Annotated in this window: 15 protein-coding genes; 2 read left to right on the plus strand and 13 right to left on the minus strand. The window is 51.8% G+C overall.

Translation table 11 applies throughout. From position 1 onward, the window contains the following. Positions 1–31: 31 nt before the first annotated feature. From HGBM_RS08970 to HGBM_RS09010, 9 genes are all read right to left on the minus strand, one after another. Positions 32–1051, minus strand: a complete 1020-nt coding sequence (locus tag HGBM_RS08970; RefSeq protein WP_019120762.1) for a galactitol-1-phosphate 5-dehydrogenase — start codon at positions 1049–1051, stop codon at positions 32–34. Between the two features lies 1 nt (position 1052). Then, positions 1053–2003, minus strand: coding sequence for a U32 family peptidase (locus tag HGBM_RS08975; protein ID WP_019120763.1), 951 nt, complete (start codon positions 2001–2003; stop codon positions 1053–1055). 26 nt (positions 2004–2029) lie between these two features. Continuing rightward, entirely contained in the window at positions 2030–3208 is a 1179-nt protein-coding gene (locus HGBM_RS08980) for a UxaA family hydrolase (RefSeq protein WP_019120764.1), read from the minus strand. Continuing rightward, a complete protein-coding gene (locus HGBM_RS08985) occupies positions 3192–3503 on the minus strand; it encodes a UxaA family hydrolase (RefSeq protein ID WP_019120765.1) in 312 nt (103 codons plus the stop codon). Before HGBM_RS08985 ends, HGBM_RS08980 begins: the two co-directional genes overlap by 17 nt. Before the next feature lie 173 nt (positions 3504–3676). Continuing rightward, positions 3677–4327: a GntR family transcriptional regulator gene (locus tag HGBM_RS08990; RefSeq protein WP_161605030.1), complete on the minus strand. Its 651-nt coding sequence runs from the start codon at positions 4325–4327 to the stop codon at positions 3677–3679. A 161-nt stretch (positions 4328–4488) separates the two neighbouring features. Then, positions 4489–4893, minus strand: coding sequence for an adenosylmethionine decarboxylase (speD, locus tag HGBM_RS08995; protein ID WP_019120767.1), 405 nt, complete (start codon positions 4891–4893; stop codon positions 4489–4491). Positions 4894–5141: 248 nt separating this feature from the next. Beyond that, complete coding sequence (locus HGBM_RS09000) at positions 5142–5741, minus strand: hypothetical protein (RefSeq protein ID WP_019120768.1); 600 nt, start codon at positions 5739–5741, stop codon at positions 5142–5144. 351 nt (positions 5742–6092) lie between these two features. After that, positions 6093–6596 (minus strand): DUF4446 family protein, encoded by a 504-nt coding sequence (locus tag HGBM_RS09005; RefSeq protein WP_026074290.1) that lies wholly within the window; start codon positions 6594–6596, stop codon positions 6093–6095. Positions 6597–6834: 238 nt separating this feature from the next. Then, positions 6835–7434 carry a hypothetical protein gene (locus HGBM_RS09010; protein ID WP_019120770.1) on the minus strand — a complete coding sequence of 200 codons (600 nt, stop codon included), beginning with the start codon at positions 7432–7434 and terminating at the stop codon, positions 6835–6837. Positions 7435–7709: 275 nt separating this feature from the next. On the opposite strand from HGBM_RS09010, the gene HGBM_RS09015 reads away from it, so the two are divergent. Continuing rightward, the gene (locus HGBM_RS09015) at positions 7710–8348 is read left to right on the plus strand and encodes a YktB family protein (protein ID WP_019120771.1); all 639 of its coding nucleotides are present in this window, start codon (positions 7710–7712) and stop codon (positions 8346–8348) included. 73 nt (positions 8349–8421) lie between these two features. On the opposite strand, the gene HGBM_RS09020 is transcribed toward HGBM_RS09015, so the two are convergent. After that, entirely contained in the window at positions 8422–9384 is a 963-nt protein-coding gene (locus HGBM_RS09020) for an NAD(P)H-dependent flavin oxidoreductase (protein ID WP_019120772.1), read from the minus strand. Positions 9385–9557: 173 nt separating this feature from the next. Between HGBM_RS09020 and HGBM_RS09025 the strand changes: the two genes are divergently transcribed. Then, positions 9558–11030, plus strand: coding sequence for an aminotransferase class I/II-fold pyridoxal phosphate-dependent enzyme (locus HGBM_RS09025; protein WP_019120773.1), 1473 nt, complete (start codon positions 9558–9560; stop codon positions 11028–11030). Positions 11031–11101: 71 nt separating this feature from the next. Here HGBM_RS09025 and HGBM_RS09030 read toward each other — a convergent pair whose 3' ends face one another. The 3 genes from HGBM_RS09030 to HGBM_RS09040 all read right to left on the minus strand — a co-directional run bounded on the left by HGBM_RS09030 (position 11102) and on the right by HGBM_RS09040 (position 14018). Next, entirely contained in the window at positions 11102–13216 is a 2115-nt protein-coding gene (locus HGBM_RS09030) for a TolB-like translocation protein (protein WP_019120774.1), read from the minus strand. A gap of 150 nt (positions 13217–13366) precedes the next feature. Next, the gene (locus HGBM_RS29455; RefSeq protein WP_019120775.1) at positions 13367–13492 is read right to left on the minus strand and encodes a GapA-binding peptide SR1P; all 126 of its coding nucleotides are present in this window, start codon (positions 13490–13492) and stop codon (positions 13367–13369) included. Positions 13493–13718: 226 nt separating this feature from the next. Continuing rightward, a complete protein-coding gene (locus HGBM_RS09040) occupies positions 13719–14018 on the minus strand; it encodes a DUF3055 domain-containing protein (protein ID WP_019120776.1) in 300 nt (99 codons plus the stop codon). Positions 14019–14246 lie beyond the last annotated feature (228 nt).

Genomic DNA, 14246 nt, shown 5'->3' on the forward strand with positions numbered 1-14246 from the left:
CACCCCGATAACGATGTGATTGATCTTCTATTCACACTATTAGGAATATTTTCGCCTTGTGGACCCGCCCCTGGGTCAAGTCCTGGAACGCCTGATTGCCGTCCTGCAGGGAGCGGATTTCGGACCATTCTGTCTCGTCGATTTTCCCCCTCTTCAGCAATTCCAGCGCGTCGTAAAAATCCTGGGCATTGTAGGAGAAGGAACCCTGCAGACTGATTTCGCTCCGAACGCAGACGTTGATCGGCAGCTGGGTCTGGTCTATGCCCAGCCCGATGTTCATAATCGTTCCCCCCGGATTGACCAGTTCGACAGCCGCCGCACGGGTAGGCTGAAAACCGGCCGCATCGATAATCACGTCAATTCCCGAAGGTCCCATCGCGTCTTTTATTTTTCGCAAATACCCTGGTTCATCTGGGGTAATCGTTCCTGTCGCCCCCAGTTTTTCCGGCGTTTGCAAGCGGGACTTGTTTGTATCCACCACGATCACCCGGGAAGCCCCCAGGATCTGGGCAACCAGGAAGCATAACAAACCGATGGTGCCCGCTCCAAACACCACAACGTTGGCAAACGGATGTCTTTCCATCGCCCGCCGGGTCGCCCGCAGGGAACAGGCCAACGGCTCAGCCAGTGCGGCTCGATACGAATGCAGCGAGTCGGGAATCACGTGAACGGCCGAAGCCGGAACGCGGACGTATTCGGCAAATGCGCCCGGGCGGTGAATCCCGATAATGGCTCGATCCTTGCAGAGCTGAACCATTCCCCTCCGGCAGGCATTGCACCTCCCGCAAGAGATCAGGGGATTTACCACGACTCTCTGCCCGATTGAAAGACTTCCCACGGATGATCCGGTTTTTGCGATGGTTCCGCAAAATTCGTGCCCCATTACCAGCGGAGGGACTCGCAGGCTATTGTGTCCGAGGTAGCCTTCGATTTCTGAACCGCATATCCCCGCCGCATCCACTGAGAGCAGCACCTCATCTTCTGCAATTTCGGGGATCGGCGTCTCCTGGATTTCCATCCACTCAGGTTTTGTCCAGACCAAGCTTTTCATTTCAGTTCCTCCTGCCTGCCAGATTCACTTCGGGAATTCCCAAATCTGCCGCTCCCAGCGGGGAAGTCACGGCTTCTGGACAATAGCGCTCGATCATTTGAATGCCCAGCTTGGCACGCCGCACCCTCTCTCTGCACAATGAGATATTGGCCGCCTCCAGATGCTTTCCGGAAGGATATACATCCGGATGGTTGCGGAGTCCGAATTTGATATAGACGGGCGATAAAATCCGAATCAGTTCGGGGATTTCATAATGCCGGATAAATCCGCCGAACCCGTCCGGCACTTCAACGTACAGATCAATCGGGATGTCGATCGCATGGCGGATTGCCGCAAGCTTGGGCAGGGTCAACGCCGTCGGCACATTGTATGTATCAGCCCCCAGGTCCTGCATGATCTTGATCGAAACCGGATTGGCCGCCATCATCTGAACGGACACTTTGACGACAAAATTCTTGGGGAGCAGCCCTTTGTTTTTCATTTCTTTGGTCAGATACAAAAGTCCCTCATCGGCCACCAGCGCTCCGCGAACCCCGAGATCTGCGGCCCGTCTGAGATCTTCCATCGCATAGACCAGCTGATCTGCTCCTTCATGACGCAGGGCGATGACCTTTCCCGCGGCGGTAAACGGTTGGGCACTGATGTCCCAGGTTCCGCGCGGTCCGACGAACAGGCTCAGCTCCATTCCGCGCTCCGCTGTCATCCGGGCCATCTCCTGGATTTCTTCATCGGTTAGCAGCATGATGCCGCTTCCCTGGGAAACGCGATGGACGGTGATCCCGTAGCGATCGATTTCTTCCAGCGTAGCTTCCAGAGCGCGCGGACCTTCTACGCTTGGCAGTTCAATCCGGTACTGCGCCCCGTCCGGAAACCGTTTGGCCGAAGTGGGGAGATCGTATAGATCGCCCGCCGGGAAGCCTAATTGAGCAAGTAATTCCTTGAACTGTTTCACGTTTCACACCTTCCCCCGTTCGTATTTTAGAAAGTAGGGCCAATCCGCCAAATGCCAAAGTCATGCTGCTTGAGAATTTCCGCCTTCGTCAGCTTGCCATTGGACACTTGCCTGATCTCCTCGAGAAGCCTTCTTCCGACAGAATCGATCGTCTCGGTGCCTTCGATGATCGTCCCGGCATTGACATCCATATTGTCGCCCATATTTTTGAACATTCTGGAATTTGTCGCGATCTTGATGACAGGAGCGATCGGCGAACCGGTAGGTGTTCCGCGTCCGCTGGTAAACAGTACGACCTGTGCGCCGCCGGCGACCATGCCGGACAGCTGCTCGATGTCGTGTCCCGGCGTATCCATCCAGACCAGGCCTTTTTTCGTCGGCCGTTGGGCGTAATCGATCAGTTCCTGCAGCGGCCTGGTTCCCGATTTGTTGGCAGCTCCGAGGGACTTTTCTTCCAATGAACTCAAGCCGCCGCGAATATTTCCCGGGCTCGGGTTGCCCGTACGAATGTCAATCCCCATGGAAAAGGCGCGTTTTTCCATCGCATCGATCACTTCGTAGACCCGCTTCGCCACCTTGTCATCCACCGCCCGCTTGGCCAGCAGATGCTCTGCCCCGATCAATTCAGTCGTCTCCGCCAGGATGGAGGTACCGCCAAGATCGACGATCAAATCGCTGACCACACCTACCGCCGGATTGGCCGACAATCCCGAGCACGCATCCGAACCGCCGCATTCCGTTGCCACAATGAGTTCGCTGAAATCGCACTCTTCCCTCATCAGTGCCGAAGCATCCTGCACCATTTGGGCGGCAACCTTTGCCCCTTTGGCGATCGCGGACAGCGTCCCGCCGTTTTCCTGAATGGAAACCAGTTCCACCGGCTTGCCCGACTGTGCGGCAATTTCGTCGGCAATCTTCCGGGCCTGGTGTGTTTCACAGCCCAGCCCCAGGACGACGACCCCGTAGACGTTGGGGTTGGTTCCATGCCCCACATAGGTGCGGAAGGTCTGCTCGTAGTCTGCTCCTACCTGGGCACAGCCGTGCTGATGGATCATGCTTACCGTTCCCTGGACCAGCTCGGTAATTTGCCGAGCCGTTTGGGTGGCACAGACAATCGTCGGCAAAATCAACACGTGGTTCCTTACGCCCACGCGGCCGTCCGGACGGCGGTATCCCCAAAACTTTACGCTATTTTGCTTGTCCAAGCTTATCACCTCTGCCCCGTTTTCCTTCCAGATTATGAATGTGGACGTGCTCCCCCGGCTCGATATCGGCGATGGCCACACCGATTATCTCGCCGTACTTCAAAATATTCTGTCCATTCCCGATCCGCTTAACCGCGAATTTATGGCCAAATTCAATCGCCGCCTGCAACTGCACACGAAAATGCAGATCTTGTACTTCCATTTCGACGGTTGCACCTGCTGGAATATCAGCTAGCGCGGTCGCCACGTTGTCTGCAGGATTCATGATCACGGCGTGGTACTGATTGGTTGACACGAAAAACTCCCTCCCCTGTTCACTGTTTTTTTGGAGCAGTTCAGCTTGTAAGCGTTGTCAGAAAAGAGCGTTCACCTCCTTTCACATTGTATTTTTGTATTTAATATGATTGTATACAATGAGATGGAAAACAGGGTAAATGCATACATGTATGATTGTATACAATCTGTTTTTTAAAAAAACTTTACCGTTCTTTGATAGGAATTATCGAGGTGGATCTTCATGATTTCCCGCGCCTTCTGCGGATCCCCCTCCATCAGAGCCCGCACGATGTTACGGTGTTCCTTCGTCTCCTGCTTCAGGTGTTCAGCGTCAAAGACGATTTTGTTTACGGCAAAGTATTGATGAATTCGTTCCGTAAACATGATGATGAGATTTTCCAGTGTTTTGTTTCCAGAATAGTGCGCAATCAAGGCGTGCAGTTTGTTCCCCGTTGTCAGGATCGGCAGCCAATTGTCTTCTTGGCGATCCGACAGCTCGATCTCCTGCTCCAAATGTTTCAACGTCTCATAGGGAATTTTCCCAATCGCCAGCTCCAATGCCCTGATTTCCAAAACCATGCGCAGATCGTATAGATCCTCCACTTCTTTCCGGTCGAGAGAGGCGATAAACGTTCCCTTATAGGGAATGGTTTCAATCAACCCCTCGTGCTCCAGCAAGGCCATCGCTTCCCGAAGCGGCGTCCGGCTTACCCCCAGCCTCTCTGACAAATCCATTTCCACCAACGGGTCCCCAGGCTTTAGATTTCCCTTTAAGATCGCGGAGCGGACCTCTTCATAGGCAAGCTGCCTTAAGCGAACAGATTTCTTGTTTATCTTCTTCACTGCTTTTTCACCTTTTTCATTCATTGGCATTTTCCTATAGAAGATTTTATATTGGGAATTTTAAGACATCAATTCGCGGTTTGTCAACGATTCGGCTGAATTTTCCGGAAACGTTTTTTTGCATATGAAAAGGGTGCTTTCCAAAAGCACCCTGACGTTTCTTACTTTTCAGCTGTTTCCATCACTTTTATTTCCGGGTCTACAACCTGCATTTCACCGAGACCGCGGACCAATTTCTTGCCGTAAACCTTCTCGGGCTTCAGGACAGAAACCAAGTAATCGATGGCAATTTGAGGATCAACCGTCTCTCCACAGGTGTAGCAATCCAGTGCCGCGAAGCCGCGCTCAGGATAGGTGTGAATCGACAGATGACTTTCCGAGAGAAGAACCAGAACGGTCGCTCCTTGAGGAGAAAACTGCTTGGCTTGAACGCCAAGAACCGTAGCGCCACAGGCTTCTGCGGCTTCCACCATTTGCCGCTTGAGAAATTCTGCATCATTTAAAAGGTCAAACTGTACACCCCATGTGTCAATGGCAACATGTCGTCCGAAAGTCGAATATTCCATCTTTCGGTTCCCCCTTCCTAGCAAGTATTCTTGGAACATCGCTAGGACCTGCGTCATTCACTAACGGGGGCGGCATCCCTCGTATTCTCCACCCTTTAAAGTGAATCCTGGTTCCTAATCCTGTTTTTCCAACGACATTAAAAGTACCATGGTTCCACCAAAATGACAATACCTTTTCCGAAAATATTTGTTGGAAATGAAAAAATGGGCGCATCATACGCCCACTTGTTCACAAATTCTCTATAATCTTATGCTTCCAGCAAAAACAGACGAGTCGACAATCCCGACAGCTGCTGGTCAATGGCGGAAATTCTCTCGGGTGTCACCTTCTTCGCCCAGTTGCGTAAATCGAGCAGACGGTCGGTTTCCTCCCGAATCATTTTGATTTCCTCTTCACTGCCGGTACTCATGTACAAGCGTTCCAATTCCTTCGAGGTTTGCCCGATATGGGTCCCTTCGTATATCGGGACTTCTGAATCCTCTGTCACTTCTTCAATCCGGATCACTGAACCTTCATCGTAGTGGTACACAACTGTGAAACTTTCATAGATCCGGTGAACAATGCCGTGGCCTTTAAAAGCTTTCATCGCTTTTCGCATCGCGTTGGCAAGAGTCAAATCCTTAATGACATAGGAGCTTTCACAAGAGTAACGATTTCCCTTGCGGTGAAACGTCAGCTGTATTTCCCCGGAATGGTCATCGATCGTGATATCACGGTCTCCGTTATCGTATACCTTTTCTTTTACATCAATTTTTTCATTGGCGAAAAGCTTAACAAATTGTGTAAGCTCCTGTTCGCTCATCGTAAAATAGGCGCTCGCGTAGTTCGTGGCTAAACGCTGTGCCATAAAAATCGCCCCAATTCTCCTTGTTTTCCAGGAATGACTCCTGGTACCGCTGGCTGTTTCCGAATGCCGGCTGCCAACCAAGGAGCGGAAGCTAAGTATCGACAAACGATCGTTGTAGAATCTGGCCTTGCCCAATGAGCCTAGACTCGGTATGGGAAATGAAGGCGGATCACCCACTTTTAAAAGGTAACATAAATCTACACGCTTTATTATACACCATGCAGCCGGAAAAATCCTGTGATAAAACACAGGGATTTCCGTAAAAACGTGGGCTTTTGCCCATATGACCCGGTTTGGCTATATTATCTCCTTCAATCAGTCCTTTATCTCTCTATTTTTACGGATATCTCCCTATTTCAAACCGATTGGCTGGCTGGCTTTCCGTATAGCATCAGACTCTTCTTCCGTCAAGAGATAAGTTGACTCCCCGGCTTGTACCGGTTTGGCGTAGATCCGGGACTCATGGCGGCCAAAAATGCTGGTCAAAACGACGCCGTTTTGTTCATCGTCGAGCAGCGCAAGTGAAAAGCTGAGGTCGCTGCCCGTATCGTCAAACGCATTGTAGCGGATCAGGGCCAGATTGCCGCAGCGATTGGTCAACTTCTGGGACAGCCGGTTGATCATAAACTGTTGATCGGCTTGCTTCTGTTTATATTCATCCAATTGGTCGAGCATCCGGGTGAGAGCTGCTTCGATGTTGCCTCCGTCACTGCCGGCGAGAAACCGTTTTAATTTCCTCTGCAAATGGCTGATCCGCGAATTGAGAACAGTCACAAAAATAAGTAAGATCAGGACCAAGAGGCATAAAGTGGCGGAAATGTAAGGAGATGACAAAATTGATAGGAGTTGCTGCATTGTGTTCTTCCTTTCTTTGTAAACCAGTTCGACAGAAGCGTGACTTTCGTACCTGCTTATTGTACCTCCAAATGCCTGCTCCTTCAAACGAAACTGTTGTTTGCCAAAAAGAATCCTCCTTTGCCAATGAACAAAAGCATAGAAGCGGCATCCTCTCGATTGGAGTTTGCCGCTTCTATCCCGTATGGCGCCAGACGAATTCCATTTTCAACCTACCTATCCGCTTTATTCTCACCTGCTACGCTTCTAACAACAGCATTTCCCGTCTAAGCTTTTTCAAACGATCTTTTGATTTATTGATCGAATGCTTGTCGTTTGCCTGCAGAGCGTCATACAGCGTGGCCAGCTCATAATCCAGCTCCAGGCGGAGAACCGGAATCCTTTCCTCTGCGTCACGGCGTTTCAACGCGGCAATTACCTGATCAATCGTCACACTGCACGCTTTTTCGTAAATCACCTTTTTCTCAGCTCCTTTAATCTCGATAATTCTCACGGCCTCCCCGTAGCGGATGTTTTTGACCAGGATTTGATGTTCTCCGACAATTTTGACGACGGCGTGTCCTTTTGCCTGCTCGATGAACTGGTAAAGCACCGTAGCCAAGCGCATATCCAAAACGATGCCGTCCAGCCCTGAAAGCTTGAAGGCTTCCCCCTGTCTGTGCAGCGTGAGACAATAACTGCCCGATGTGGTCTTCACAAGTACACAAAGCTGCTTGGGCTCCTCCCGCCAGGAAATATCCAACCCGTTCTCCACCAACACCTGCAGCAGCCTCTTTAAGGTGGGACGGTCAAACCAGACAGCGACATTGCTGTACTCCAATTGGTTATAAGCAGTCATCACGGCACCCTCCCTTAACAGAATAATCAGATTACTGTATCGGCCATGTGGGAGTGAGTGGTATATCATATTATTCGCCACTCTTGTTTGCCATTCCTTGCAGACAACTTTTTCGCCTCACTTTTTCCCCGGCGTCGCTGTCATGTGCCTGCCCTGTCTTTATTATCCGACTTTTCGCGCCTTTTTGCCAGAGGTAATCCGTTCAGTCTGTGCAGTATTATTTTCCAATAGGTTATGATATCATATGGTCAGTTTTGCAAAAGGGAGTGATCACGTTGTCTACGTTTACAGGTTTTACGCAAGAGGACTTTGACGTATTTTCCGTAGAGGGCCTGGATGCGCGAATGGACAAGATCAAATCGGTTATCCGCCCGAAACTGGAATATCTGGGTCAGCACTTCGCCCCCGCCCTTTCACTGCAGACCGGACAGGAGATGTTCTACCACGTGGCAAAGCACGCCAGACGGACAGTGAATCCGCCCGCTGATACCTGGGTGGCATGGGCTGCCGACAAGCGCGGCTATAAAAAACACCCGCACTTTCAGCTAGGCCTGTGGGGAACGCACCTCTTCGCCTGGTTTGCCCTCATATACGAGTCACCCTTTAAGCAAGAGATCGGACAAGCAATGGAAGAGCGAATCGATGAGATCATGAAAATCGTTCCCGCCGGGTTTCGCTGGTCACCTGATCATACCCAGCCTGAGAGCACCCCGCAGAGCGAGCTGGGCAAAGCCGGCGTCCTGCAATTGATCGATCGCTTGCAGCGCGTGAAGAAGGCGGAAATCTTGTGCGGCATTACCATCGACCGGCACGATCCGATTCTGGGCGACGCCGAAAAGCTCCTCGGCCGCCTGGAGCAGACCTATTCGATCCTGAGCCGCGTATACCAACGGACTGCCGTCGCCGTCAGGTAATACCCAAATATATGCAAAGAACAGGTCCGCTTTCACTGAATAAGGAAGGCAAACCTGTTCTTTTTTGTACGTTTCAGGAGCAGGTGATTTTCTCCAGCCGCCCGATGATTTCGTTCGCTTGGCCAAACATCCGGTCGAACAACTGCTGCACCGTAGGCACATCGTGAATCAGGCCGATAACCTGGCCCGCCCAGCCGAAGCCTGACTCATCCCCTTCATGGATAAAGGTCCGGTTTCTCTGCCCGCTGATAAACGTTTTTAATTGCTCGTATCCGGCGCCTTCCGCTTCCATCGCGAGGATCTGATCGGAACCCGGCGTCCGGACGACCCGCCCCGGAGTGCCCAAGGATCGTTTGATGACCGCGGTGTCGTGTTCGGTCCCCTTGACCAGCGCTTCTTGATAGGCCGGGTGAGCGTGAACGCACTCCTTGGTGGCAATGAAGCGCGTCCCCATTTCCACGCCTTCCGCACCCAGAGCCAGCGCAGCCACCAAACCGCGGCCATCGCCGATCCCGCCGCTGGCCAGCACGGGAATCGAAACGGCCTCGGCGACCCGGGGAACGAGCACCATCGTGCCGATATCGTCCCGCCCCAGATGGCCGCCGCCTTCCTGGCCTACTGCCATTACCGCATCAGCTCCGACCGCCTCCGCTTTTTGCGCCTGTCTGACCGAAGCGACCAGCACCAGCTTTTTGATGTCATGCCCGTCGAGCCGGCGGATCAACGGCTCGGGATTTCCCCCGGTAACCGTGATCACCCCTACCCCTTCCTCCACTGCCGCTTCCAACAAGTGCTCGTACGTACGATCGTGCTGACCGATGGCAAAGTTGACGCCAAACGGTTTGTCCGTCATCGACCGAACCTTGCGGATTTCATCCCGCAGCGCTTCCGGAGAAGGCAGCGTCATGGCGGTAATCTGCCCCAAACCGCCCGCATTTGACACCGCTGCCGCCAAATTCGCATAGGCTAAATACGCCAACCCACCCTGTACGACAGGGTACTTGATGCCAAGCATTTTCGTCACTCTCGTCTGCATACCATCACTCCCTCCTTACTGTTCACTTCTCGCTGTACCCGGCCAATTCCTTCCAATATCCGCCGCCGCTGTGGAAATCCCCGAAAAATGTACTTGCTTTCCCCTACACGTCTGCTATACTCAATATTGTTTTTTTGCATATTTATTCTGTTCATAAAGCGAGGCGATACTCAATGAGACAAGTAAAAACTCCTCTGTTTAGCGGTCTGTTAGAACATGCCAAGAAAAACCCCCTCCAATTCCACATTCCGGGCCACAAAAAAGGGATGGGCATGAATCCGACCTTCCGCGAGTTTATCGGGGAGAACGCTCTCTCGATTGATCTGATCAACATCGCCCCGCTGGATGATCTGCATCATCCCAAAGCGATGATCAAAGAAGCGCAGGAGTTGGCGGCTGAGGCATTTGGCGCCGACCATACGTTCTTTTCCGTACAGGGGACGAGTGGTGCGATCATGGCGATGATCATGGCCACCTGCAACCCCGGAGATAAAATCATTGTGCCGCGCAACGTGCACAAATCCGTATTGTCAGCGATCATTTTTGCCGGGGTGATTCCCGTGTTCATTCATCCGGTCATGGACGAGGGTTTGGGGATCTCCCACGGCATTACCAACAATGCGGTGCAGAAAGCACTGGAGGCTCACCCTGATGCCGCTGCCCTCCTGGTGATCAACCCGACTTACTTCGGCATTTCCGGTGATTTGCGGCAGATCGTCCGAACCGCGCACAATTACGAGATACCTGTACTGGTGGACGAAGCTCATGGCGTCCACATTCACTTCCACGATGAGCTGCCGCTCTCGGCCATGCAGGCAGGCGCTGACATGGCGGCGACCAGTGTACACAAACTGGGCGGCTCGCTGACGCAAAGTTCGATCTTGAATGTGCGGGAAGGCTTGGTTGACGTAGGTCGCGTCAAAACGATCCTAAGCATGCTGACGACGACGTCTACCTCGTACATTTTGCTGGCTTCGCTCGACATGGCCCGCCAACATCTTGCGCTGCACGGGCGCGAGCTGCTGACGAGAGCGATTCAAATGGCCGAGACAGCGCGCGAGCAGATTAATCAGATCCCCCGCATCCGCTGTGTCGGACCGGAGATCCTGGGCGGCCCGGCAACCTTTGCGATGGACCCGACCAAACTCCTGATTCACGTGCGGGAACTGGGTATTACGGGCTGGGAAGTGGAAAATTGGCTTCGCGAAAAATACCAGATCGAAGTGGAGATGAGCGACTTGTACAACGTCCTCTGCTTCGTCACATCCGGCGATACAGAAGAGGCGATCGAAACGCTGGTCAATGCCCTGCGCCATCTCTCCATCGAGTTTGCCCATATGAACGAAGCGGAACCGCTCAGAGTCGCTCTTCCGGAGATTCCCGTGCTGTCTCTCTCCCCCCGGGATGCGTTTTACGCTGAAACAGAAGCGATCCCGCTGGTGGAAGCAGCAGGCCGGATCACGACGGAATTCATCATGGTGTATCCGCCGGGGATCCCGATCTTCCTGCCTGGAGAAGTGATCACGGAAGAAAATATCCGCTACATTCAGGAGAACATCCGCGCCGGGTTGCCTGTACAGGGCCCGGAAGACGAGACACTGCAGACCATCAAGGTAGTCAAGCGGCAGGAAGCGATATCCGGATAAGAGAAGCGTCGATGTATGCGAAAATCCCGAGGTTTCCACACCTCGGGATTTTTTGCTCCTTTTTGCTCCGGTTAAGGATAAACCCGGATGAAAATCTTGTCAAACGGAGTGCTGTTGATCAGATCCATCACATCTTTCAAGTTGTCGATGATCTGGGAAACGTAGTATGTCTTCTCCTGGCTGGAACCTTTATTGAAGATGAATTGAACTTTCTCAGCGTCGTTTTTCACAAGCGTACTGGTCAATTGATCGGTTTCAAACAAGGTCTTCAGCGTATACTCCTTCATTTCTCCGTTATTGCCGTCGTCATCCCCGTCGTCGCGCGGCCAATCAAATGCCATGGTGTACACTTCCGGGCTTCCACTGCGTTTGTCGATCCATACGATACGGTTTCCACCGAGGCTAAGCTCGCTCGGCTGGGCATTGTAGCGCAGCCCTTCACCGTAGGATCCGCGGTCTACATCGTAAAAGATGAAGTCAAAATGACTGGGATCCCGCGGAAGCGCCTCTTCAAATACCATCATGTTGCGGGAGATTTGCGGACGGAGCTGATCGCCTGCTCTGCTGCCGAAAACCGGCCAGAATCGCTCAGAGCTCAGCGAATAATAGTACAGGTCCCAATCGTACGGCCCTTCCTCTGTCCAGACGATGTAATCGTCCCCGATATGGGCGTCTTTCGCCTGCGCTTGACGGCGGACGGAGTAGCTCTCGTACGTCTTCATGTCGTAAATGTTGATGCTCGACCCGCTGTAATCATCTGTCAGCCAGGTGATGTAGCTTCCGTTCGTATCCAGGCTCGTCAGGTTCCGTGCGTAGTCGATTTCCTTCTGGCTGCCGGTAGCAAGGTCCGTCAGGTAGATGGTTCCGCCGCTGCCGGACTCGCTGACCCAGACAAGCTTGCTGCCTTCGAGCGCATAAAACTCTCTGGAAGGATAGTCCCTTTGGCCTGTCACGCGCTTTTGAGAACCCGATTTAATGTTGTACGCGGTCAGGGCATCGCTTCCGTAATCGTACCAAACGACCCAGGAGTTGCTCACCAGCGGTCGCTCCGGCGATTGATTCGATGAAATGACCTTCGATTGCTTCGATTCGACATCGTACAAGACGACTTCATCCGTCCGTTTATCCTTGTGGTTGATAAAGACGACGTATTTGTCGCTGCCGGCAGGTTGGCTCGGATCGTTGATCGACCCGCCCAGGTTGAGGGTATCACCATTCCGGAAATTGTGCAGATACAGCTGGACATCATCGCGATATCCCAGCCCAAATAACAAATTGTTCCCGCTTAAACTGAAATTGGTGTTGCTTTGGACCCCTCTGTCGATGTGCTCCGTGCGTTTTGTACTGATGCCGTAGGAGATCAGATCGCTGCCTTCCAGGTAAACAATCCGGTTTCCGGAGATTTTGGGGTATTCCCGGTCCTGGGTATCGTCCGTAACCTTTGTCTCCTTGCCGCTGGCGATATCGTAATAGTAGATATTGGTTCTGCCGCGCCGGTTGTCGTCGTAGGCGACGACTCCCCTGTCGATCGTGGGGTGGCTTTGGTATCCATCCTTTACGACAAGAGCTTCCTCTTTACCGGTAGAGAGGTTGTACCCGTAAATGTCGCTATTGCCGTTTCGCTCGTCTTCCCAGACGACATATGAACCGTCTACGGCAGGGTAACTGGCATAATTGCTGTTCGATATTCTCATTTCGACGCCTTCGTTGATGTCGTAGGCGTAGATATCGGTGCCGCTGCCGCGACCGTCTGTCCAGACGACGTACCCCCCCTTCAGATCCAACTCTCTGCCCGGTCTGGCATTGTCCCCGGAAATTCGCTTCGTCTTCTTTCTATCGATATCGTACAGATATACAGCTTCACTGCCTCTTTCTTCATCAATCCAGGCTATGTAATTGCCATCTACCTTCAGCCCTACCTTACTGTGGCCGTCCGCAGCGATGCTTGTCGACTTCTCTGCTGCCAGGTCGTACAGGATAACCGCATGGTTGTCATCGTTTTGATTGATCCAAACCGCGTAGCTGTCAGACACGCCAACACCTGCCGTAGATGAAGGACTGCCGGCGTTTAACTCCAGCTTCGTTTCCGACCAGATCCCCTCTGCTGCGTGAACAGGCATCCCGCTCCATAGGGAAGCGCCAAGAACAGCAGCGGCCAGCATCCCCTGGATGCGTCGAATCTTCATGTGTAATTCCTCCTCTTTCTCAATTCAGCGTTCTCTCTATCTTTTTGTCATACTCCCTTTTATTATCAGCTATATTCATAGAGTTGTAAACACGTAAACAAACGAGATTGGCCCATCGAAAAAAAAGGCACCCATGTCTGGGTGCGGGATTTAGTCTTCATCGACTTGATGACAGCAGTTGCAGCCGGAATCACAGATTCCGTATAAGGTCTTCACTTGATTGGATTCAAAGTGATCGATGATCGTACCACAGCTTTGACAGACGATGGTGCCCATGACTCCCCTCCACTTTCGCAAGGTATTGTACGATACCAAATCAGTAAAGCACAAGGTATTAATATGATACATTCATGATAATATGACATAATATATTTCGTCAACAGAAAAATAAACCGTTTCAGCTTATTTTTTTATTACAAAGCCGGTTAATTAGTATGTCACATTTTACATCTCATTCATACAGAAAGAGCAGGGCTCCCTGCTCTCCTGCTCCTTCATCGGTTCAATATTGGTTTTCTTCAAATGGCATCGATGGCAGATACTCCTGGAAAAACTGGGCAAGCTCCTCCGCCTCTTCCGGACAGTCGAGGCGAAAAATGTGCTTGAGATAAGCCGGGTTATGCGCATCCTCAGAACTGAGAAGGGTAGAGCGCCCCGTTTGCATGCAGACGACCAATGGTTTCCCGTAAAACTTGTGGGTGAAGACAATCCCGAAGTCGTAACGCTTTCTTTCGGAAGCGAACCCAAAGAATCGGACTTGGGCCGTTTCAGTCTCGTCATATAAGCTGTCATAACGGTCCATCATTACCCCTCCCTCGTTTTTTAAAAATTTCGTTCTTTTACAAGTTTACCATAATTTTTTTGTCTTTGTCATGTATACATTTTTTTAACAAACAGGAAAAAAGGCGATGATGAAGCCTCTTTTCGCGATGCAGCCCGAGCCCTTTTTTGGGGCGCGACGAAGGTTAAGGAAGCCCTCCCGGGTAGTATGCCTTCTCCCCATGTAAAAAAACCGCCCAAGTGAAGACTT

The sequence above is a fragment of the Brevibacillus massiliensis genome, assembly GCF_000311785.1.
Taxonomy (GTDB): Bacteria; Bacillota; Bacilli; order Brevibacillales; family Brevibacillaceae; genus Brevibacillus_C; species Brevibacillus_C massiliensis.

Coding starts and splice junctions, on each gene's coding strand:
- HGBM_RS08970 (WP_019120762.1), bottom strand. CDS start 1,051: ATGAAAAGCTTGGTCTGGACAAAACCTGAGTGGATGGAAATCCAGGAG.
- speD (WP_019120767.1), bottom strand. CDS start 4,893: ATGGAATATTCGACTTTCGGACGACATGTTGCCATTGACACATGGGGT.
- HGBM_RS09000 (WP_019120768.1), bottom strand. CDS start 5,741: ATGGCACAGCGTTTAGCCACGAACTACGCGAGCGCCTATTTTACGATG.
- HGBM_RS09005 (WP_026074290.1), bottom strand. CDS start 6,596: ATGCAGCAACTCCTATCAATTTTGTCATCTCCTTACATTTCCGCCACT.
- HGBM_RS09010 (WP_019120770.1), bottom strand. CDS start 7,434: ATGACTGCTTATAACCAATTGGAGTACAGCAATGTCGCTGTCTGGTTT.
- HGBM_RS09020 (WP_019120772.1), bottom strand. CDS start 9,384: ATGCAGACGAGAGTGACGAAAATGCTTGGCATCAAGTACCCTGTCGTA.
- HGBM_RS09025 (WP_019120773.1), top strand. CDS start 9,558: ATGAGACAAGTAAAAACTCCTCTGTTTAGCGGTCTGTTAGAACATGCC.
- HGBM_RS09030 (WP_019120774.1), bottom strand. CDS start 13,216: ATGAAGATTCGACGCATCCAGGGGATGCTGGCCGCTGCTGTTCTTGGC.
- HGBM_RS29455 (WP_019120775.1), bottom strand. CDS start 13,492: ATGGGCACCATCGTCTGTCAAAGCTGTGGTACGATCATCGATCACTTT.
- HGBM_RS09040 (WP_019120776.1), bottom strand. CDS start 14,018: ATGGACCGTTATGACAGCTTATATGACGAGACTGAAACGGCCCAAGTC.